Origin of the sequence: Streptomyces sp. NPDC001714 (assembly GCF_042892755.1) — a bacterium.
Taxonomy (GTDB): domain Bacteria; phylum Actinomycetota; class Actinomycetes; order Streptomycetales; family Streptomycetaceae; genus Streptomyces.
In genome coordinates, this window is the sequence record NZ_JBIAUL010000006.1 from 79,749 (window position 1) to 98,431 (window position 18,683).

Genomic DNA, 18,683 nt, shown 5'->3' on the forward strand with positions numbered 1-18,683 from the left:
CCGCCGCGTGGGCGCGACCAGCCCCCACGCACCTGCACACGCGCACGAAACCCCACCAACCCGAGCTATTGGGCGCCCAATCCCACCCCAACCGAGTGACAGGCGACGCGTATGCCCCCCTCCCCGCGAACCCCCGAAGGGCGTCGGCTAGGGTTTGGTCCGCATAAACATCCAAACCCCTGCCCGACGCAGGGCGGCGACCGACCAGCGAGAAGGCCGCAGCCGACCGCGCGGGCGAGACTCTCGGGAAGGCGCTACGTGAGTCCCAACGGCTCCGACCGCTCGCCGCGGCGCCCGATGCGGCGGAAGCTGCTGCAGGCAATGACCGCGGGCCTGGTCCTGGCGACCGCTACCGGTTGCACATACAAGGACTTCCCCCGCCTTGGTATGCCCACCCCGACCACGGAAGAGGCTCCGCGGATCCTCTCCCTGTGGCAGGGCTCCTGGGCCGCCGCGCTCGCCGTCGGCGTGCTGGTGTGGGGTCTGATCATCTGGAGCGCCATCTTCCACCGGCGCAGCCGCACCAAGGTCGAGGTCCCGGCCCAGACCCGGTACAACATGCCGATCGAGGCCCTGTACACGGTGGTGCCGCTCATCATCGTCTCGGTGCTGTTCTACTTCACGGCCCGCGACGAGACGAAGCTGCTCAGCCTCACCGACAAGAAGCCGGACGTCACGGTCAACGTCGTCGGCTTCCAGTGGAGCTGGGGCTTCAACTACATCACGCCCGTCGACGGTGTCACCGGCGACGCGAAGACCGACGCGAACCTGGCCGCCATCCCGGACCGGTTCAAGAAGGAATTCCCGGCCGCCGCGGGCGGTGTCTACGACGTCGGTACGCCGGGCACGAAGAACCCGCAGACCGGCAACCCCGGTCCGACGCTGTGGCTCCCCAAGGGTGAGACCGTCCGCTTCGTCCTCACCTCGCGTGACGTCATCCACTCCTTCTGGGTGGTGCCGTTCCTGATGAAGATGGACGTCATCCCCGGTCACACCAACGCGTTCCAGGTGACTCCGAACCAGGAGGGCACCTTCCTCGGCAAGTGCGCCGAGCTCTGCGGCGTCGACCACTCCCGGATGCTGTTCAACGTGAAGGTCGTCTCGCCTGAGCGCTACCAGCAGCACCTCAAGGACCTCGCCAAGAAGGGGCAGACCGGTTACATTCCCGCCGGCATCGCGCAGACGAGCCACGAGAAGAACCGGGAGACGAACAACCTGTGAGCATCCTCAACGAACCCCAGGGTGCCGCGGCAGCTGAAGGCTCTTACGCAGATGAGCTGCCGGTCAGGCGCAAGCAGCCCGGCAACGTGGTCATCAAGTGGCTCACCACCACCGACCACAAGACCATCGGAACGCTGTATCTGGTCACGTCGTTCGCGTTCTTCCTGATCGGCGGTGTGATGGCGCTGCTGATGCGCGCCGAGCTCGCTCGCCCCGGTCTGCAGATCATGTCGAACGAGCAGTTCAACCAGGCGTTCACGATGCACGGCACGATCATGCTGCTGATGTTCGCGACGCCGCTGTTCGCCGGCTTCACGAACTGGATCATGCCGCTCCAGATCGGCGCCCCCGACGTCGCGTTCCCGCGGCTGAACATGTTCGCCTACTGGCTCTACCTGTTCGGCTCGACCATCGCGGTCGGCGGCTTCCTCACCCCGCAGGGCGCGGCGGACTTCGGCTGGTTCGCCTACTCCCCGCTGTCGGACGCGGTCCGCTCGCCGGGGATCGGCGCCGACATGTGGATCATGGGTCTGGCCTTCTCCGGCTTCGGCACCATCCTCGGCGCGGTCAACTTCATCACCACGATCATCTGCATGCGTGCGCCGGGCATGACCATGTTCCGCATGCCGATCTTCGTGTGGAACGTGCTGCTGACCGCCGTGCTCGTCCTGCTCGCCTTCCCCGTGCTCGCCGCGGCGCTGTTCGCCCTTGAGGCGGACCGGAAATTCGGGGCACATGTCTTCGACGCGGCGAACGGCGGGGCACTGCTCTGGCAACACCTCTTCTGGTTCTTCGGCCACCCAGAGGTGTACATCATCGCGCTGCCGTTCTTCGGCATCATCTCCGAGGTCATCCCGGTCTTCTCCCGCAAGCCGATGTTCGGCTACATGGGTCTGGTGGCCGCGACCATCTCGATCGCCGGTCTGTCCGTGACCGTGTGGGCCCACCACATGTACGTCACCGGCGGTGTGCTGCTGCCGTTCTTCTCCTTCATGACCTTCCTGATCGCGGTCCCGACCGGTGTGAAGTTCTTCAACTGGATCGGCACCATGTGGAAGGGCTCGTTGTCCTTCGAGACACCGATGCTCTGGGCCACCGGCTTCCTGATCACCTTCACCTTCGGTGGTCTGACCGGTGTCATCCTGGCCTCGCCGCCGATGGACTTCCACGTCTCCGACTCGTACTTCGTCGTCGCCCACTTCCACTACGTGGTCTTCGGTACGGTCGTCTTCGCGATGTTCTCCGGCTTCCACTTCTGGTGGCCGAAGATGACCGGCAAGATGCTCGACGAGCGGCTCGGCAAGATCACCTTCTGGACGCTGTTCATCGGCTTCCACGGCACCTTCCTGGTCCAGCACTGGCTGGGCGCCGAGGGCATGCCGCGCCGGTACGCCGACTACCTGGCGGCCGACGGCTTCACCACCCTGAACACGATCTCGACGATCAGCTCCTTCCTGCTCGGCCTGTCGATCCTGCCGTTCCTCTACAACGTGTGGAAGACGGCCAAGTACGGCAAGCCGGTCGGCGTCGACGACCCGTGGGGCTACGGCCGTTCGCTGGAGTGGGCGACCTCCTGCCCGCCGCCGCGGCACAACTTCGTCACCCTGCCGCGGATCCGCAGCGAATCGCCGGCGTTCGACCTGCACCACCCTGAGATCGCCGCCCTGGAGCAGCTGGAGCACGGCCAGGCCGTCGCCGCTGTCGCGGGCAGCAAGGAGGCCGGCAAGTGAAGATCCAGGGCCGCATGTTCGTGTGGCTGAGTGTCTTCGTCCTCGTCATCGCGATCGTCTATGGCGTGTGGTCGAAGGAACCGGCCGGTACCACGGCGCTCTTCCTGGCCTTCGGCCTGTGCATCATGATCGGCTTCTACCTGGGCTTCACCGCCTCGCGCGTCGACGCGGGTGCCCAGGACAACAAGGAGGCCGACGTCGCGGACGAGGCGGGCGAGGTCGGCTTCTTCAGCCCGCACAGCTGGCAGCCGCTCGCCCTCGGCGTCGGCGGCGCGCTGGCCTTCCTCGGTGTCGCCGTCGGATGGTGGCTGCTGTACTTCTCGGCACCCATCATCATGCTCGGCCTCTTCGGCTGGGTGTTCGAGTACTACCGCGGTGAGAACCGCACCCAGTAAGCACGCGCCGAGCGCAGCGGGAGCCCGGACCCTCCGTCAGGAGGGTCCGGGCTCCGGCCGTTTCCGGTCGTTCGCTCCTTCGGCGTGGCGGCCGTCCCCCGTCCGGGCTATCCGCCGCGCCGGTCCGGAAAACATCTCATAGCGTGACAGTATGAGTCACTCTCCGTGCGCCCGTACCGTCGTCAGCTGCACCCTGCTGGTGATCGCCCTCGGCGCGGGCGTCACCGCCTGTGGTTCGGACGGCAACCCCCTCGCGGACAAGCCGTACGACGCGGCGGACCAGATCTCCTTCAACACACCCACCGGTACGGGGAAGCGGGCCGACCCCGACAAGCCCCTGGAGGTCGTCGCCAAGAGCGACGAGGACCGCATCACCGACGTCACGGCCCAGGACGCCACCGGTCGCTTCGTGGCGGGCGAACTGGACGCCGACGGCCGCCGCTGGCACAGCACCTCCCCGCTGGCCGCCAACGCCCACTACACGGTCCAGGTCAGCACCGAGGACGAGGACGGGGCGCCCGGCCGCAAGGTCCTCACCTTCGACACCAGTACGCCCACCACCCGGCAGCGGCTGAAGGTCACCTTCGGCCCCAAGGCGGGCGAGTACGGCGTGGGCCAGCCGGTCACCGCCCAACTCGACCACGAGATCAAGGACAAGGCCCAGCGCGCCGTCGTCGAGCGCGCCCTCAGGGTCGACTCGGTCCCGGCCGTGGAGGGCTCCTGGTACTGGGTGAGCGACAAGGAACTGCACTACCGGCCCAAGGAGTACTGGCCCACCCACGCCACCGTCCAGGTGCACAGCAACCTGGACGGCGTCAGGATCAGCGACCGTCTGTGGGGCGGCGCGGCCAAGCCCCTCAAGCTCACCACGGGCGACAAGCTCCTCGCCGTCACGGACGCCAGCACCCACCAGCTGACGGTCTACAAGGACGACAAGGAGATCAACCAGATCCCCGTCACCACCGGCAAACCGGGCTTCGAGACCCGCAACGGCGTCAAGGTCGTCCTGGAGAAGCAGTACTTCGTACGCATGCGCGGCACCACGGTCGGCATCGCCGAGGGCACCTCGGACTCGTACGACCTACCGGTCTACTACGCCACCCGGGTCACCTGGTCGGGCGAGTACGTGCACGCCGCGCCCTGGTCGGTGGGCTCCCAGGGCTACGAGAACGTCAGCCACGGCTGCACGGGCATGAACACCTCGAACGCGGAGTGGTTCTTCGACACCTTCCACCCGGGTGACCTGGTGAAGGTCGTCAACTCCAACGGCAAGGAGATGGAGAACTTCGGCAACGGCTTCGGCGACTGGAACCTCGCCTGGAAGGACTGGCGCAAGGGCAGCGCCCTCACCAACGGCACCCCGGACGGCCCGAAGCCGGAGGACGCGGCGAGAGTGCAGCCGGCAGCACTGTGAAACGCCCTCAAGGGCAGCCAACCCAGGGGCGCGGGGCCGTATCCGATATGCGGCTGCCGCCGCGCGGGCGCGACCGGCCACACACGGCCCGCACGCGCGCACGCAGCCCGCGCCCCACCCCCTCAGGCGCTCAGCAGCCTCTTCTGCCGCAACAAGGACGCCAGAGCCGAGGCGAACTCCACCGGCTCCACAGGCAGCGTCACAGCCGCGTCCGCCCGGCTCCACGTGGCCAGCCAGGCATCCTGCGGCCGCCCGATCAGCAACAGCACCGGCGGGCAGTTGAACACCTCGTCCTTGATCTGCCGGCACATCCCCATGCCCCCCATCGGCACGGCCTCGCCGTCCAGGACGCACACGTCGATGCCGCCCTTGTCCAACTCGGCGAGGACCGCCGCAGGCGTGGCGCACTCCAGGAACTCGACGAACGGCACATCGGGAGCCGGTCGCCGGCCGGCGGCCAGCCGGACCTGTTCGCGGGTGTTGGAGTCGTCGCTGTAGACCAGCACCGTGGCGGTCGGCTGCATTGTTCCTCCGAGACGTCAGCGTCGTACGGACAGGACCGATGCGCCGGATGCTACTCCCCTGAACACCTCGTCAACACCTGTTGGAACATCGCTTCGATGGGCCATCCGGGCACTACACGGGGGGCGGACACTCCGAACGGCACCCCCCGGAGTGAGCGCGAGATAAGCGACCGACATAATGTCGGTCGTGGCGACAGCAACGACAGTAGATACCGGGCACGCGCACCCGTCGGTCAACAGGCCGAACCTCACCAGCGTCGGAACCATCATCTGGCTGAGTTCCGAGCTGATGTTCTTCGCGGCCCTCTTCGCGATGTACTTCACCCTGCGATCGGTGACCGGTCCGGACCACTGGAAGGAGATGGCGAGCCATCTCAACGTTCCGTTCTCCGCGACCAACACCACGATCCTGGTGCTCTCCTCCCTCACCTGCCAGCTCGGTGTGTTCGCCGCCGAGCGCGGGGACGTGAAGAAGCTCCGGGGCTGGTTCATCGTCACCTTCATCATGGGTGCGATCTTCATCGGCGGTCAGATCTACGAGTACACGAGCCTGGTCAAGGAGGACGGGATCTCCCTCTCCTCCGACCCGTACGGTTCGGTGTTCTACCTGACCACCGGCTTCCACGGCATGCACGTGACGGGCGGTCTCATCGCCTTCCTGTTCGTCCTGGGGCGCACCTACGCGGCGAAGAGGTTCACGCACGAGCAGGCGACCGCGGCCATCGTCGTGTCCTACTACTGGCACTTCGTCGACGTCGTCTGGATCGGCCTGTTCGCCACGATCTACCTGATCAAGTAGCCGGGCCGGCACCACGCGCCGTAGAAGCGCACCTTCCAGAAGCATCGACGCAGAAGATCCTGACACCGGGGTAATCCGTGAAAAAGCTCTCCGCACGACGACGCCATCCGCTGGCGGCGGTCGTCGTCCTACTCCTCGCGCTGGCATGCACAGGGGGGCTGTACGCCGCGTTCGCACCCGCGGGCAAGGCGCAGGCCGATGAAACATCCCAGTCCCTGACCATCGAGGAGGGCAAGAAGCTCTACTCGGTCGGTTGCGCCAGCTGCCACGGCACCGGCGGTCAGGGTTCGTCCGACGGCCCCAGCCTGGTGGGCGTGGGCGCCGCGGCCGTCGACTTCCAGGTCGGCACCGGCCGTATGCCGGCCGCCACCTCGCAGGGCCCGCAGGTCGTCAAGAAGAAGAACATCTACACCCAGGCCCAGATCGACCAGCTCGCGGCGTACATCGCCTCGCTGGGCGCCGGTCCCGAGGTTCCGACCAAGGAGCAGTACAGCCCGGACGACGGGGACATCGCCGCGGGTGGCGAGCTCTTCCGCACCAACTGCGCGCAGTGCCACAACTTCGTCGGCTCGGGTGGCGCGCTGACCAAGGGCAAGTTCGCTCCGGACCTGAAGGGCGTCGCCCCGAGGCACATCTACGAGGCCATGCAGACGGGCCCGCAGAACATGCCGTCCTTCCCCGACACCACGATGTCGCAGAAGAACAAGAAGGACATCATCGCGTACCTCGACTCGGTCAACAGCAGCAAGACGGTGAACCCCGGCGGTCTCAACCTGGGCGGCCTCGGGCCGGTCAGCGAGGGTCTGTTCGCGTGGATCTTCGGTCTCGGTGCACTGATCGCGGTCGCCGTCTGGGTCGCCGCTCGGACCGCAAAGGCCAAGAAGTCATGAGTAGCCAAGACATTCCAGAAGAGAACCTGCCCGCTGAGCAGGACCACGCGCACACCGCCGTGAGTGTGGCGGACGAGAAGGACCCGTTCTCGGACCCGGGTCTGCCGCCGCACGAGCACCGGATCCAGGACATCGACGAGCGGGCCGCCAAGCGGTCCGAGCGCGTCGTGGCCCTGCTGTTCACGGTGTCGATGCTGGCCACCGTCGGCTTCATCGCCTCCTATGTGACGATCCCCAAAGACAAGGCGATCTTCGTCTTCCCGATCGGTCACATCAGCGCGCTGAACTTCGCGCTGGGCCTGACCCTCGGTACGGCGCTGTTCTGCATCGGCGCGGGCGCGGTCCACTGGGCCCGCACCCTGATGTCCGACGTGGAGGTCGCCGACGAGCGGCACGCCATCTCGGCCCCGCCGGAGGTCAAGGCCAAGGTCCTGGCCGACTTCAAGCAGGGCGCCAAGGAGTCGGCGCTCGGCCGGCGCAAGCTGATCCGCAACACGATGTTCGGCGCGCTGACCCTGGTCCCGCTCTCCGGCGTCGTGCTGCTGCGCGACCTCGGCCCGCTGCCCGGCACCTCGCTGCGCCACACGGCGTGGTCGAAGGGCAAGCTGCTCGTCAACATGAACACCAACGAGCCGCTGCGTCCCTCCGACGTCGCCGTCGGCTCGCTGACCTTCGCCAAGCCCGAGGGCGTCGAGGAGTCCCAGGAGGACTTCCAGAACGTGATGGCGAAGGCGGCCCTGATGATCATCCGGCTGCAGCCGGACAACATCAAGGACAAGCGCGAGCTCGAGTGGTCGCACGAAGGCATCGTCGCCTTCTCGAAGATCTGCACCCACGTGGGCTGCCCGATCTCGCTGTACGAGCAGCAGACCCACCACGTGCTCTGCCCGTGCCACCAGTCCACCTTCGACCTCTCCGACGGAGCCCGAGTGATCTTCGGCCCGGCCGGCCACGCCCTGCCGCAGCTGCGCATCGGCGTGAGCGAGGAGGGCTACCTCCAGGCGCTCGGCGACTTCGACGAGCCCGTCGGTCCTGCCTTCTGGGAGCGCGGATGAGCACTAACGAGAACCCCGAGTCCCGCGAGCGCGGGAAGGCACCGGCCGGCGAGCGCGTCGCCGACTGGGCCGACGGACGGCTCGGGATCTACTCCCTGGCCAAGTCCAACATGCGCAAGATCTTCCCCGACCACTGGTCGTTCATGTTGGGCGAAGTGTGCTTGTACAGCTTCATCATCATCATCCTGACGGGTGTGTACCTGACGCTGTTCTTCCACCCGTCGATGAACGAGGTGGTGTACCACGGCAGCTACGTCCCGCTCCAGGGACAGACGATGTCCGAGGCGTTCAGCTCGACCCTGCACATCTCCTTCGACGTGCGCGGTGGTCTGCTCATCCGGCAGATCCACCACTGGGCCGCGCTGATCTTCCTCGCCGGCATGTTCGTGCACATGATGCGCGTGTTCTTCACGGGCGCGTTCCGCAAGCCGCGTGAGATCAACTGGCTGTTCGGCTTCCTGCTGTTCGTCCTGGGCATGTTCACCGGGTTCACCGGTTACTCGCTCCCGGACGACCTGCTCTCCGGCACCGGTGTCCGCTTCACCGAGGGCGCGATCCTGTCGATGCCGATCGTCGGCTCGTACATCTCGTTCTTCCTCTTCGGCGGGCAGTTCCCCGGCCACGACTTCGTGGCCCGGTTCTACTCGATCCACATCCTGCTGCTGCCGGGCATCATGCTCGGCCTGGTGGTGGGCCACCTGATCCTGGTCTTCTACCACAAGCACACGCAGTTCGCGGGTCCCGGAAAGTCCGAGAAGAACGTCGTCGGCATGCCGCTGCTGCCGGTCTACATGGCCAAGGCCGGAGGCTTCTTCTTCCTGGTCTTCGGTGTCATCGCAGCCATCGCGGCGACCACCCAGATCAACCCGATCTGGGCCATGGGCCCCTACCGTCCGGACCAGGTGTCCACCGGCGCCCAGCCCGACTGGTACATGGGCTTCGCCGAGGGTCTGATCCGTTACATGCCGGGCTGGGAGATCAACTTCTGGGGCCACACCCTGGTCCTGGGCGTCTTCATCCCGCTGATCCTGTTCGGTCTGGTCCTCGCGGCCATCGCGGTCTACCCGTTCATCGAGTCCTGGGTCACCGGCGACAAGAGCGAGCACCACATCCTGGACCGTCCGCGCAACGCCCCGACCCGCACCGCCTTCGGTGTCGCCTGGGTGACCGTGTACATGGTGGGTCTGGTCGGTGGTGGCAACGACCTCATCGCCACCCACTTCCACCTGTCGATCAACGACGTGACCTGGTTCGTCCGGATCTTCTTCTTCGCCGGACCGGTGATCGCGTTCATCATCACCAAGCGGATCTGCCTCGGCCTGCAGCGCCGGGACAAGGACAAGGTGCTGCACGGCCGCGAGACCGGCATCATCAAGCGGCTGCCGCACGGTGAGTTCATCGAGGTCCACGAGCCGCTCTCGCAGGAGCAGCTGCACACCCTCACGGCGCACCACCAGTACGAGCCGGCCCAGGTCGGCCCGGCGGTCGACGAGAACGGGGTCGAGCGCAAGATCAAGGGCTCCGAGAAGCTCCGCGCCAAGCTGAGCAACGCCTACTACGGCGAGGACAACCAGATCCCGAAGCCGACTGTCGAGGAGTACAAGGAGATCACGAGCGGCCACGGCCACCACTGATCGACCGCGTCGCCACGCCACGGTCGAAGGGCCCCCGTCCGGGGTACGGACGGGGGCCCTTCGCCGTGCTCGGAGCTGGATAGGGTAGTCCTGAGAACCTCTGTTGCCCGTACGACGATCAGGAGCGGCTTTATGAGCGCTGTGACCCCCGCTGGAGGCGACACCGCGGCGGGCCGTTCCTGGCCCGGGGTACTGAACGCGCTGCTGTACGGCCAGGACCAGAGCGCCGAGGCGACGGCCTGGGCGATGGACCAGATCATGCGCGGCCAGGCCACCGACGCCCAGATCGCGGGCTTCGTCGTCGCCCTGCGGGCCAAGGGCGAGACGGTCGAGGAGATCAACGGGCTCGTCCGCACGATGTACGAGCACGCCAACGTCATCGAGGTGCCGGGCCGCACGGTCGACATCGTCGGCACCGGCGGCGACGGCGCGAAGACGGTGAACATCTCCACGATGTCGGCGCTGGTGGTCGCAGGCACCGGCGCGAAGGTCGTCAAGCACGGCAACCGCGCGGCCTCCTCCGCGTCCGGGGCCTCCGACGTCCTGGAGAAGCTCGGAGTCAACCTCGACCTGACCCCGCAGCGGGTCGCCGAGGTCGCCGAGGAGGCGGGCATCACCTTCTGCTTCGCCATCAAGTTCCACCCGGCGCTGCGACACGCGGGCGCCGCGCGCGGCCAGCTGGGCATCCGCACGGTCTTCAACATCCTCGGCCCGCTGACCAACCCCGCGCGGGTGCGGGCCCAGGCGGTCGGCGTCGCGGACCCGCGCATGGCCCCGGTCGTCGCGGGCGTCTTCGCGGAGCGCGGCAACTCCTCGCTGGTCTTCCGCGGCGACGACGGCCTCGACGAGCTGACGACGACCGCCACGTCCCACGTCTGGATCGTCCGCGACGGCAAGGTCACGGAGGAGACCTTCGACCCCCGTGACGTCGGTATCGACCTGGTCCCCGTGGAGGCGCTGCGGGGCGGCGACCCGTCGTACAACGCGGAGGTCGCCCGCAGGCTGCTGGACGGCGAGCAGGGTCCCGTGCGGGACGCGGTGCTGCTGAACTCCGCGGCGGCCCTGGTGGCCCTCGACCCGGCCGCCGGGACCCTGGCCGAGCAGCTCCGCGCCGGCATGGACAGGGCGGCCGAGTCGATCGACTCGGGTGCGGCCAAGCTGGTCCTGGAGCGCTGGGCGGCGGCGACGAACAAGTAGGGGGCCGGCCCAGGCGGCTGGGACGGGGTCCGGCACCGCCGGGCCCCGCCGTCGCGGCCGATCGCCGTTGCGGCGGAAAGAGGACGCCGGCACGGTGCCGCTGACAATGGACCGGCGTGCACCTTCTTCTCCGCCGCAACGGCGAGCGCGCACACACCCTTCTCGGCGGTGTCTGACTGCGCACGGGCACGGCCGTCCCGCACGGGGAGTCGTCGCCGCTTCCTCTTCCGGTCGGGTCTTCTGCCTGGTCTCTTCCGCTGGCCGGTCATGTTTTCCGCCGCAACGGCGCGCAACCATGAACGGCCTTCCCGGCGGTGCCGAGCCGTCCTCGCGCCCGTCCCGTCATCCGGACAGGAGTTGCGCGGCCGCGATCACTTCACCTACGTTTCTTCCCAGGTCATGAGTGACAGTCATGAGGCCCCGGCCGACTGTCCGGCAACCCTCCGTCCGTGGCGGGGTGCCCCGGGTGAAGACCAGGCCGCAGGCAGCGAGGTCTGCGGCAAGCGCGGACCCCTCGTACACCAGGGGTCCTGGTCGTCGAGGAGTCTTCCGTGAGCAAGCGAATGCGATAGGGCCGCAGAGCCCCGCCTCCGCATCCCTTTGCATCCCCTTTTTCTCTTTCCCCGTGCTGGAGCCGCGGTCGTCCGCGCGCTCGCACGGTGATTCCGCCACGCCTCTCACGGGAGTTCCGCCATGTCCGTCTCCACCGCTGCCTCCGCCCAGTCCGTTTGTTCCCCGCTGCCCGTTCTGGGCCGTGATGTCACCGTCCCGCTCGTCACCGGCGGCGAGGTCACCTACGCCGCCCTCGACTACGCGGCCAGCGCCCCAGCCCTCCAGCGGGTCTGGGACGACGTGGCGGCGTACGCGCCCTACTACGGAAGCGTCCACCGCGGTGCCGGCTACCTCTCCCAGCTCTCCACGGACCTCTTCGAGAACGCCCGCCGCACCGTCGCCGAGTTCCTCGACTGCCGCCCCGACGACCAGCTCGTCTTCACCCGCTCGACGACGGACTCCCTGAACCTCCTGGCCCGCGCCCTCCCCGCCGACTGCCAGGTCTTCGTCTTCGAGACCGAGCACCACGCCTCCCTGCTGCCGTGGCAGGACGCCCGGGTCACCTACCTCAACGCCCCCCGCACCCCGCGGCAGGCCGTCGAGACCCTGGAACGCGCCCTCGCCGACCGGGACCCGCACGGCCCGGCCCTGGTCTGCGTCACCGGCGCGTCCAACGTCACCGGCGAGCTGTGGCCCGTCCGGCAGCTCGCGGCCGCCGCGCACGCGCACGGCGCCCGGATCGTCCTGGACGCCGCCCAGCTGGCCCCGCACCACCCTGTCTCCGTCCGGGACCTGGACGTCGACTGGGTCGCCTTCTCCGGTCACAAGCTGTACGCCCCCTTCGGCTCCGGCGTCCTGGCCGGCCGCGCCGACTGGCTGCAGGCGGCCGAGCCGTACCTCGCGGGCGGCGGCGCCAGCCGCAAGGTCACCCGGCGCGAGGACGGGGGGGTGGCCGTGGAGTGGCACGAGAGCGCGGCGCGGCACGAGGCCGGGTCGCCCAACGTCATCGGCGCCTACTCCATCGCGTCCGCCTGCAAGGCACTCAGCGAGGCCGGCTTCGACACCCTGGTCGCCCGCGAGCGGCACCTGATCGAGAAGGTGCGGGCGGGGCTGGCCGAGGTCCCCGAGGTCCGGGTCCTCTCCCTCTTCGGCGACGACGCCCCCCGCGTCGGCGTGATCAGCTTCGTGGTGGACGGCTGGAACAGCTCCCACTTCGCCGCCGCGCTCTCCGCCGAGTACGGCATCGGCGTCCGCGACGGCCTCTTCTGCGCCCACCCGCTGGTCAGGACCCTGCTGGGCTCCGACCCCCAGACCCAGGGCGAGTGCGGGGCGCCGGAGGCGGCACCGGGCGAGAAGTCCCTCAACGCGATCCGGGTGAGCTTCGGGGCGGGAACGCCGGACGAGCACGTGGAGCGCTTCGTGAACGCGGTGCGGGAACTGGTCGCCGACGGCGCCAAGTGGACGTACCGCACGGAGGACGGCCGCTGCGTCCCGGCGGTGTGATCCAGACCGACCTCAGGGGCAGCGCCCCGTCAGGGGCGCTGGGGGTACCCCCGGCCGAAGGCTGGGGGAGGAACTGCGCGCTCAGCCCCCACCGGCCTGCGGCCGGGCACGGAGCTCCGTGCTCCACTGCGGGTCCGCGGGGGCTTGTCGCGCAGTTCCCCGCGCCCCTGACGGGGCGCTTCAGTGGGCGGTGCCTACTAGCTGTCCAGGCCGATCGCGAACGCCGCCTCCAGGTCGTGCTGGGAGTACGTGCGGAACGCGACGTGCGTGTCCGTGGCCTCCACGCCGGGGATCTTGCTGATGGAGCCGGGGATGACCTCGGCCAGGTCCTCGTGCTGCTTCACCCGGACCATGGCGATCAAGTCGTACGTACCGGTGACGGAGAAGACCTCGCTGACGCTCTCCAGCGCGGCGATCCGTTCCGCGATCTCGGGGATCCGGTCCACGCTGGTCTTGATGAGGACGATCGCGGTGATCACGGCTGGTTCTCTCCCTCGGGTGCCGGAGCTGGGGCGGTCCTCACTTTAGTCGCCCGCCCGTCGCCCACCACCGCCCTTCCAAGGCCGCGCTGCGCGCCCTTCTTTTTTCTGTACCGCACCCACGCGTAGCCGAACCCGAGTCCGAAGCCGACCAGGTGGGCGAGGTAGGCCACGCCGGGGCCGGAGGGGGCCTGGTTCAGGGCCAGCCACTGGAGGGCCGCCCAGAAGGGGAGGACCACCCAGGCCGGGAATCGGAGCGGGAGGAAGAAGAGGAAGGGGAGGAGACTGGTCACGCGAGCGCTGGGGAACAGGTACAGAAACGCTCCGAGGACCGCCGAGATCGCCCCGGACGCGCCTACCAGCGACTGCTGGGACGTGGCGTTGGCGGCCGCGTAGCCGAGCAGGGCGAGATAGCCGCAGCCCACGTAGAAGAGCGTGAACTCCACGCGACCCATCCGTTCCTCGGTCATCGCCCCGAAGACGAAGAGGAAGAGCATGTTGCCGAGCAGGTGCACCCAGCTGCCGTGGATGAACAGCGCCGTGGCCGGGGTGAGCGCCTCCCGGGCCGGGCCGTCGAACAGATCGGCGGGCACCACCCCCCAGTGCCGGAAGTACGCCCGCTGGGCGGTCGCGAGGGCCTCTCCGGTGCCATAGGACGGGGTGAAGCCCGAGACGGGGCCCAGCACGAAGATCAGGCAGCACACGGCGATCAGGGTGTACGTCATGGGCGCGGACGTGCCCCGCAGGCTCCGCAGGGTCCGGGCGGCCGTCGTGTTCCAGTTGCCGATCATGGACATAGAGCATGGCGTAACGGGACGCACTGGTGCAGACCGCCTCGCCGCCGCAGACGGGGCGGCGTCGAGTACCCGCCAGGCCGTAGGGTTACGAGCCACACGCGTCGGGACGGCGCGTCACGGACACTAGAAGGAAGCGAACAAGCCACGATGACGGTTCCCCTGCCGACCGCCACGACGCGGTGGCGCTGCACCCTCTGCGGCAACCTCACGCGCTTCGACGTGACCCGCTCGTCGAAGGTGGTCGAGTACGTCCACCTCGACCTGGCCGGTGAGCCGAAGGTCGAGGAGCGCGAGGTGGTCAGTGAGACCATCGAGTCGGTGCGCTGCCGCTGGTGCAACGCGGTGGACCAGGTGGAACTCGTGGACAGGCCGGGCGCCGACTCCTGAGAGCGGGAGCCGGCCCCGTACAGGTGATGGGGTGTGACGGATGGTGGAGACCACAGGCGGGGGGCCGGGCGACGGCACCGCCGAGGTGCTTGACCGTCCGTTGCCCGACGGTGTGCGACGGCGTGTCGTACAGATCGTGTCGGACGGGTTCGGCGGGCTGACCGTCGGCGAACTGCCCGCACAGCTACGGCAGTACGCCCGCTTTGCCCCGAATCGCCGGGCCAAGTTCGCGGGGAACGCCATGGCCGCCGCGCTGGAGACGGACACCCTCTTCCGGCAGCGGATCGGGGAGAAGCTGAGAGAGGCCCAGCCCGAACTGGCCGGCGCCCTGGACTCCGGCTCCCCGCCCCCGGCCGCGGACCCGCTCGATGTGGCGGCCGCGGCCTATGTACTGCGCCCCACGGGCTGGGTGAAACTCGTGGCGGCGGCCGGCGAGGAGGCCCAGCGGGCCGACGCCGAGCGGGCCGACGAGGAGAGCCGGGCCGAACTCGAGCGGCTGCGCGAGGAGCTGGACCGGGCCCGGGAGCAGACCCGGTCCGAGACGGAGCGGCTGCGCACCGAGCTGGACGCGGCCAAGAAGGAAGCGGAATCGCTTCACCGCAAACTGCGGGCCGCCCTGAGCGACGTCAAGCGCGGTGAGGCGGCCCTGCGCAAGTTGCAGGCCGAGATGGAGACGGGGCGGGCCGAGGGGCAGTCCCTGGTGTCCGCCGCGGAGAGCGAGAGCCGGCGGCTCAAGGCCCGGCTCGGCGAGGTCGAGGCGGCCCTGGAGGCCAGCCGCCGGGCCGCCCGAGAGGGGCGCAGCGTCGAGGACATGCGGCTGCGGCTGCTGCTCGACACCGTCCTCGACGCGGCCCAGGGGCTGCGCCGGGAGCTGGCCCTGCCGCCGGTTTCGGTGCGGCCCGCCGAGACCGTGGACGCGGTCGAACCGGGACGAATGACCCCGAAGGACATCGCGGCGCGCGCGCTGTCCGAGCACGACCCGGCCATCCTCAACCAGCTGCTCGCCCTGCCCCAGGCGCACTTGGTCGTCGACGGCTACAACGTGACCAAGACCGGCTATCCGCAGATGCCGCTGGAGAAGCAGCGGCTGCGGCTGCTCGGCCAGCTCTCCCAGCTGGCCGCCCAGACCGGCGCCGAGGTCACCTGTGTCTTCGACGGCGCCGAGCTGGCCGCGCCGGTGCTGCTCGCCCCGCCGCGCGGGGTCCGCGTCCTCTTCTCCAAGCCCGGTGTGACCGCGGACGAGTTGATCCGCCAGCTGGTGCGCGCCGAGCCGCCGGGCCGCCCGGTGATCGTCGCCTCGACCGACCGCGAGGTCGCCGACGGGGTCGCGAAGGCGGGTGCCCGCCCGGTCGCTTCTGCGATGCTTCTGAAACGACTGTCCTGAACGTGCAACCCGCATATGCAATGCCCGAATTGACCGAACCGTCACGCAACGTAGCGTCAATCGCGCATTACTGCTCGTGAGTTATGTGCAAAGAGTGCGTTGCGTGACCACTTTTTTGGCTGCTGGGTTTGAACTGATCACAGGTAGGTCACTAGGGTCTGGCCTCGAACCTCCACACGGGTGATCACTCAAACGAAGGAGCCCGTCTCCGTGGCGTCCCATCGTCGACCCAAGCAGCCGAGTCGTGCGCGCGTGACCGTGCTCACCACCGCAGCAGCCGCCGCCGTAGTCCTCAGCGCCAACGCCGCCAACGCGGCGCCCAGCGAGAAGCTGACCAAGGACGAGGTCAAGGCGAAGGTCGACAAGCTCTACGAGGAGGCCGAGCAGGCCACCGAGAAGCTCGACGGGGCCAAGGACAAGCAGCAGAAGCTGCAGAAGGAAATATCCACGATCCAGGACAACGTGGCCCGTGGTCAGGAGGACCTCAACAAGCTGCGGGACGGCCTCGGTTCGCTGGCCACCGCGCAGTACCGCTCCGGCGGTATCGACCCGTCGGTCCAGCTCTTCCTCTCGTCCGACCCGGACGACTACCTCGACAAGGCCTCCACGCTCGACCAGTTGAGCAGCCAGCAGGTCGAGGCCCTGAAGAAGATTCAGGACAAACAGCGCGAACTCGCCCAGGAGCGGGCAGAGGCCTCCGACAAGCTCAAGGACCTCTCCGCCACCCGCACCGAGCTGGCCAAGCAGAAGTCGGCCGTCCAGGCCAAGCTCGCCGACGCGCAGAAGCTGCTCAACACCCTGACGGCCAAGGAGAAGGCGGCCCTCGACGCGGAGCAGGCCCAGGCCGCCAGCCGCGCCTCCTCCCGCGTGGACCTTGGCAACACGGGCTCCGCCTCCAGCAGGGCCGCCGCGGCCTTCGCCGCCGCCCAGTCCAAGATCGGCTCGCCGTACGTGTACGGCGCCTCCGGCCCGTCCTCCTTCGACTGCTCGGGCCTGACCTCCTGGGCCTACGCCCAGGCCGGCGTCACCATCCCGCGCACCTCCGAGGCGCAGGCCAACGCCGGCACCCGCATCTACAGCGAGAGCGACCTCAAGGTCGGCGACCTGGTCATCTTCTACGGCGACTACCACCACGTCGGCCTCTACGCCGGCAACGGCCAGGTGCTGCACGCCCCGCACACCGGTGCCGTCGTGCGCTACGAGTCGATCAGCGACATGACCTTCGAGTTCGGCGTCCGGATCTGACCCCACCGGGTTACGCCGACACCCGTACGGCCGAAGATCAACTCGCTGTGCCGCCCGAACGGGCGAATCGCAACAATCGAAACTGACTCCACGCCCCGCCGGTGACCTGCGTCAGCGGCGGGGCGTGGCGTTTGCGTGGCCGTGGAGGTCTTTGGCCGTCGGCCGGTCGTATGGCTAGCATCGCGGCGTTCGGCGACCGAGTTGTCGGACCTACCGCCGGACGGGCGGAAAGTCACGCCTGCGGAGGCCGCGTAGGACCAGCCCACACGGGTTGGCGGCGGCCTGTGAAACAGGAACCCGTGGTGGCGCCGCTGTGCGGTGCGGACCGGAATTCCCCGTCTTCGGGCGGGGGAGGGCGTCAATGTCTGGCGCGTTTCCCCTGTAACCGGGGGAGACCGTCGGCGTCCGACAAGCAAAAGGGGTGCCGTTTCCCGTGGGGTCTCATCGCCGTCTCGTACCGTCGTCCGGGTTCAACCGGGGCGCCGGTGCCGCTCTCTGTGTGCTGTCGGCCGCGGCCGCCGCGCTCGGTGCCGTGCCGGCGAGTGCCGCCCCGCACGCCGACACCCGTGCCGAGGTGGACCGGCTGTACCAGCAGGCCGAGGAGGCGACCCAGGCCTACGACAAGGCCGACGAGCGGGCCGACGCGCTGCGCCGCGAGGTGAACGACGCCCAGGACCGCATCGCCCGCCAGCAGCAGCGCATCAACACCATGCGGGAGGCGCTCGGTTCGCTGGCCGGCGCCCAGTACCGTTCCGGCGGCATCGACCCCACCGTGGCCCTCCTGTTCTCCGACGACCCCCAGGACTACCTCGACCGGGCCTCCCTCATCGACCGCGTCGACGACCGCCGGGCCGGGCAGCTCAAGCGGCTCCAGGCGGCGATGCGCGAACTCGCCCAGGAGCGCGCCGAGGCCGCCGGGAGCCTTGCCGAGCTGGAGAAGAGCCGCAAGACGGTCGCCTTCCACAAGGCCGTCGTGGAGAGGAAGCTCGCCAAGGCCCGGCGGCTCCTCGACGCGCTGCCCGCCGCCGACCGCGCCGCCTTCGAGCACGCCTCCCGCGGCGCCGACCGCGCCGACCTGCCGGACCTCTCCGGCGTCGCCGTCCCCGACGGCCGCGCCGCCGCCGCGATCGCCGCGGCCCGTTCCGCCCTCGGCAAGCCGTACGTCTGGGGCTCCAGCGGCCCCTCCGGCTTCGACTGCTCGGGCCTGATGCAGTGGTCGTACGCCCATGCCGGGATCCACCTCCCGCGTACCTCGCAGGAGCAGCGCTATGCCGGCCATCAGGTGCCGCTCTCCCAGGCGCAACCCGGTGACCTGGTCGTCTACCGCTCCGACGCCAGCCACGTGGGGATGTACGTCGGCAACGGCCAGGTCATCCACGCCCCCTACCCGGGCGCCCCGGTCCGCTACGACCCGGTCGGAATGATGCCGGTCGCCTCCGTCACCCGGCCCTGACTTCCGGGCTCCTGCCCGTACGAT

At 68.9% G+C, this 18,683-nt stretch carries 17 protein-coding genes and 1 riboswitch; of the genes, 14 read left to right on the top strand and 3 right to left on the bottom strand.

Annotated elements, in window-relative coordinates:
• Positions 1–258 precede the first annotated feature (258 nt).
• The 4 genes from coxB (at position 259) to ACFY0P_RS17205 (ending at position 4,760) form a co-directional block, all read left to right on the top strand.
• On the top strand, positions 259–1,221 hold the full coding sequence (gene coxB, locus ACFY0P_RS17190; protein WP_388913009.1) for a cytochrome c oxidase subunit II: 963 nt from the start codon (positions 259–261) through the stop codon (positions 1,219–1,221).
• A complete protein-coding gene (ctaD, locus tag ACFY0P_RS17195; RefSeq protein WP_388913012.1) occupies positions 1,218–2,951 on the top strand; it encodes a cytochrome c oxidase subunit I in 1,734 nt (577 codons plus the stop codon). The genes coxB and ctaD overlap by 4 nt, the downstream gene beginning before the upstream one ends.
• The gene (locus ACFY0P_RS17200) at positions 2,948–3,346 is read left to right on the top strand and encodes a cytochrome c oxidase subunit 4 (protein WP_388913015.1); all 399 of its coding nucleotides are present in this window, start codon (positions 2,948–2,950) and stop codon (positions 3,344–3,346) included. Before ctaD ends, ACFY0P_RS17200 begins: the two co-directional genes overlap by 4 nt.
• Before the next feature lie 151 nt (positions 3,347–3,497).
• Positions 3,498–4,760: an Ig-like domain-containing protein gene (locus ACFY0P_RS17205; protein WP_388913018.1), complete on the top strand. Its 1,263-nt coding sequence runs from the start codon at positions 3,498–3,500 to the stop codon at positions 4,758–4,760.
• Positions 4,761–4,882: 122 nt separating this feature from the next.
• Here ACFY0P_RS17205 and ACFY0P_RS17210 read toward each other — a convergent pair whose 3' ends face one another.
• Positions 4,883–5,284 carry a hypothetical protein gene (locus ACFY0P_RS17210; protein ID WP_388913021.1) on the bottom strand — a complete coding sequence of 134 codons (402 nt, stop codon included), beginning with the start codon at positions 5,282–5,284 and terminating at the stop codon, positions 4,883–4,885.
• 178 nt (positions 5,285–5,462) lie between these two features.
• Between ACFY0P_RS17210 and ACFY0P_RS17215 the strand changes: the two genes are divergently transcribed.
• The 6 genes from ACFY0P_RS17215 (at position 5,463) to ACFY0P_RS17240 (ending at position 12,914) form a co-directional block, all read left to right on the top strand.
• Entirely contained in the window at positions 5,463–6,083 is a 621-nt protein-coding gene (locus tag ACFY0P_RS17215; protein ID WP_388913024.1) for a heme-copper oxidase subunit III, read from the top strand.
• 77 nt (positions 6,084–6,160) lie between these two features.
• Positions 6,161–6,973, top strand: a complete 813-nt coding sequence (locus ACFY0P_RS17220; protein ID WP_388913027.1) for a c-type cytochrome — start codon at positions 6,161–6,163, stop codon at positions 6,971–6,973.
• Positions 6,970–8,028, top strand: a complete 1,059-nt coding sequence (locus ACFY0P_RS17225; protein WP_388913030.1) for a Rieske 2Fe-2S domain-containing protein — start codon at positions 6,970–6,972, stop codon at positions 8,026–8,028. The genes ACFY0P_RS17220 and ACFY0P_RS17225 overlap by 4 nt, the downstream gene beginning before the upstream one ends.
• Complete coding sequence (locus ACFY0P_RS17230) at positions 8,025–9,662, top strand: cytochrome bc complex cytochrome b subunit (protein ID WP_388913033.1); 1,638 nt, start codon at positions 8,025–8,027, stop codon at positions 9,660–9,662. The genes ACFY0P_RS17225 and ACFY0P_RS17230 overlap by 4 nt, the downstream gene beginning before the upstream one ends.
• Before the next feature lie 132 nt (positions 9,663–9,794).
• Complete coding sequence (trpD, locus tag ACFY0P_RS17235; RefSeq protein WP_388913035.1) at positions 9,795–10,859, top strand: anthranilate phosphoribosyltransferase; 1,065 nt, start codon at positions 9,795–9,797, stop codon at positions 10,857–10,859.
• Positions 10,860–11,254: 395 nt separating this feature from the next.
• Positions 11,255–11,371, top strand: a riboswitch (SAM riboswitch).
• A gap of 181 nt (positions 11,372–11,552) precedes the next feature.
• Positions 11,553–12,914, top strand: coding sequence for an aminotransferase class V-fold PLP-dependent enzyme (locus tag ACFY0P_RS17240; protein WP_388913037.1), 1,362 nt, complete (start codon positions 11,553–11,555; stop codon positions 12,912–12,914).
• 197 nt (positions 12,915–13,111) lie between these two features.
• Here ACFY0P_RS17240 and ACFY0P_RS17245 read toward each other — a convergent pair whose 3' ends face one another.
• A complete protein-coding gene (locus ACFY0P_RS17245) occupies positions 13,112–13,393 on the bottom strand; it encodes an Lrp/AsnC family transcriptional regulator (protein ID WP_020137395.1) in 282 nt (93 codons plus the stop codon).
• A complete protein-coding gene (locus ACFY0P_RS17250) occupies positions 13,390–14,184 on the bottom strand; it encodes a rhomboid family intramembrane serine protease (protein WP_388914109.1) in 795 nt (264 codons plus the stop codon). The genes ACFY0P_RS17245 and ACFY0P_RS17250 overlap by 4 nt, the downstream gene beginning before the upstream one ends.
• Positions 14,185–14,337: 153 nt before the next feature.
• Here ACFY0P_RS17250 and ACFY0P_RS17255 point away from each other — a divergent pair, with 153 nt between their 5' ends.
• The 4 genes from ACFY0P_RS17255 (at position 14,338) to ACFY0P_RS17270 (ending at position 18,659) form a co-directional block, all read left to right on the top strand.
• Positions 14,338–14,577 (top strand): hypothetical protein, encoded by a 240-nt coding sequence (locus ACFY0P_RS17255; RefSeq protein WP_009309707.1) that lies wholly within the window; start codon positions 14,338–14,340, stop codon positions 14,575–14,577.
• 40 nt (positions 14,578–14,617) lie between these two features.
• Positions 14,618–15,961, top strand: coding sequence for an NYN domain-containing protein (locus ACFY0P_RS17260; RefSeq protein WP_388913039.1), 1,344 nt, complete (start codon positions 14,618–14,620; stop codon positions 15,959–15,961).
• Positions 15,962–16,171: 210 nt separating this feature from the next.
• Positions 16,172–17,206: an NlpC/P60 family protein gene (locus ACFY0P_RS17265; RefSeq protein WP_388913042.1), complete on the top strand. Its 1,035-nt coding sequence runs from the start codon at positions 16,172–16,174 to the stop codon at positions 17,204–17,206.
• 433 nt (positions 17,207–17,639) lie between these two features.
• A complete protein-coding gene (locus ACFY0P_RS17270; RefSeq protein WP_388913045.1) occupies positions 17,640–18,659 on the top strand; it encodes an NlpC/P60 family protein in 1,020 nt (339 codons plus the stop codon).
• The last annotated feature ends 24 nt before the right edge of the window (positions 18,660–18,683 follow it).

Coding starts and splice junctions, on each gene's coding strand:
- ACFY0P_RS17205 (WP_388913018.1), top strand. CDS start 3,498: ATGAGTCACTCTCCGTGCGCCCGTACCGTCGTCAGCTGCACCCTGCTG.
- ACFY0P_RS17210 (WP_388913021.1), bottom strand. CDS start 5,284: ATGCAGCCGACCGCCACGGTGCTGGTCTACAGCGACGACTCCAACACC.
- ACFY0P_RS17215 (WP_388913024.1), top strand. CDS start 5,463: ATGTCGGTCGTGGCGACAGCAACGACAGTAGATACCGGGCACGCGCAC.
- ACFY0P_RS17225 (WP_388913030.1), top strand. CDS start 6,970: ATGAGTAGCCAAGACATTCCAGAAGAGAACCTGCCCGCTGAGCAGGAC.
- ACFY0P_RS17230 (WP_388913033.1), top strand. CDS start 8,025: ATGAGCACTAACGAGAACCCCGAGTCCCGCGAGCGCGGGAAGGCACCG.
- trpD (WP_388913035.1), top strand. CDS start 9,795: ATGAGCGCTGTGACCCCCGCTGGAGGCGACACCGCGGCGGGCCGTTCC.
- ACFY0P_RS17240 (WP_388913037.1), top strand. CDS start 11,553: ATGTCCGTCTCCACCGCTGCCTCCGCCCAGTCCGTTTGTTCCCCGCTG.
- ACFY0P_RS17250 (WP_388914109.1), bottom strand. CDS start 14,184: ATGATCGGCAACTGGAACACGACGGCCGCCCGGACCCTGCGGAGCCTG.
- ACFY0P_RS17255 (WP_009309707.1), top strand. CDS start 14,338: ATGACGGTTCCCCTGCCGACCGCCACGACGCGGTGGCGCTGCACCCTC.
- ACFY0P_RS17260 (WP_388913039.1), top strand. CDS start 14,618: ATGGTGGAGACCACAGGCGGGGGGCCGGGCGACGGCACCGCCGAGGTG.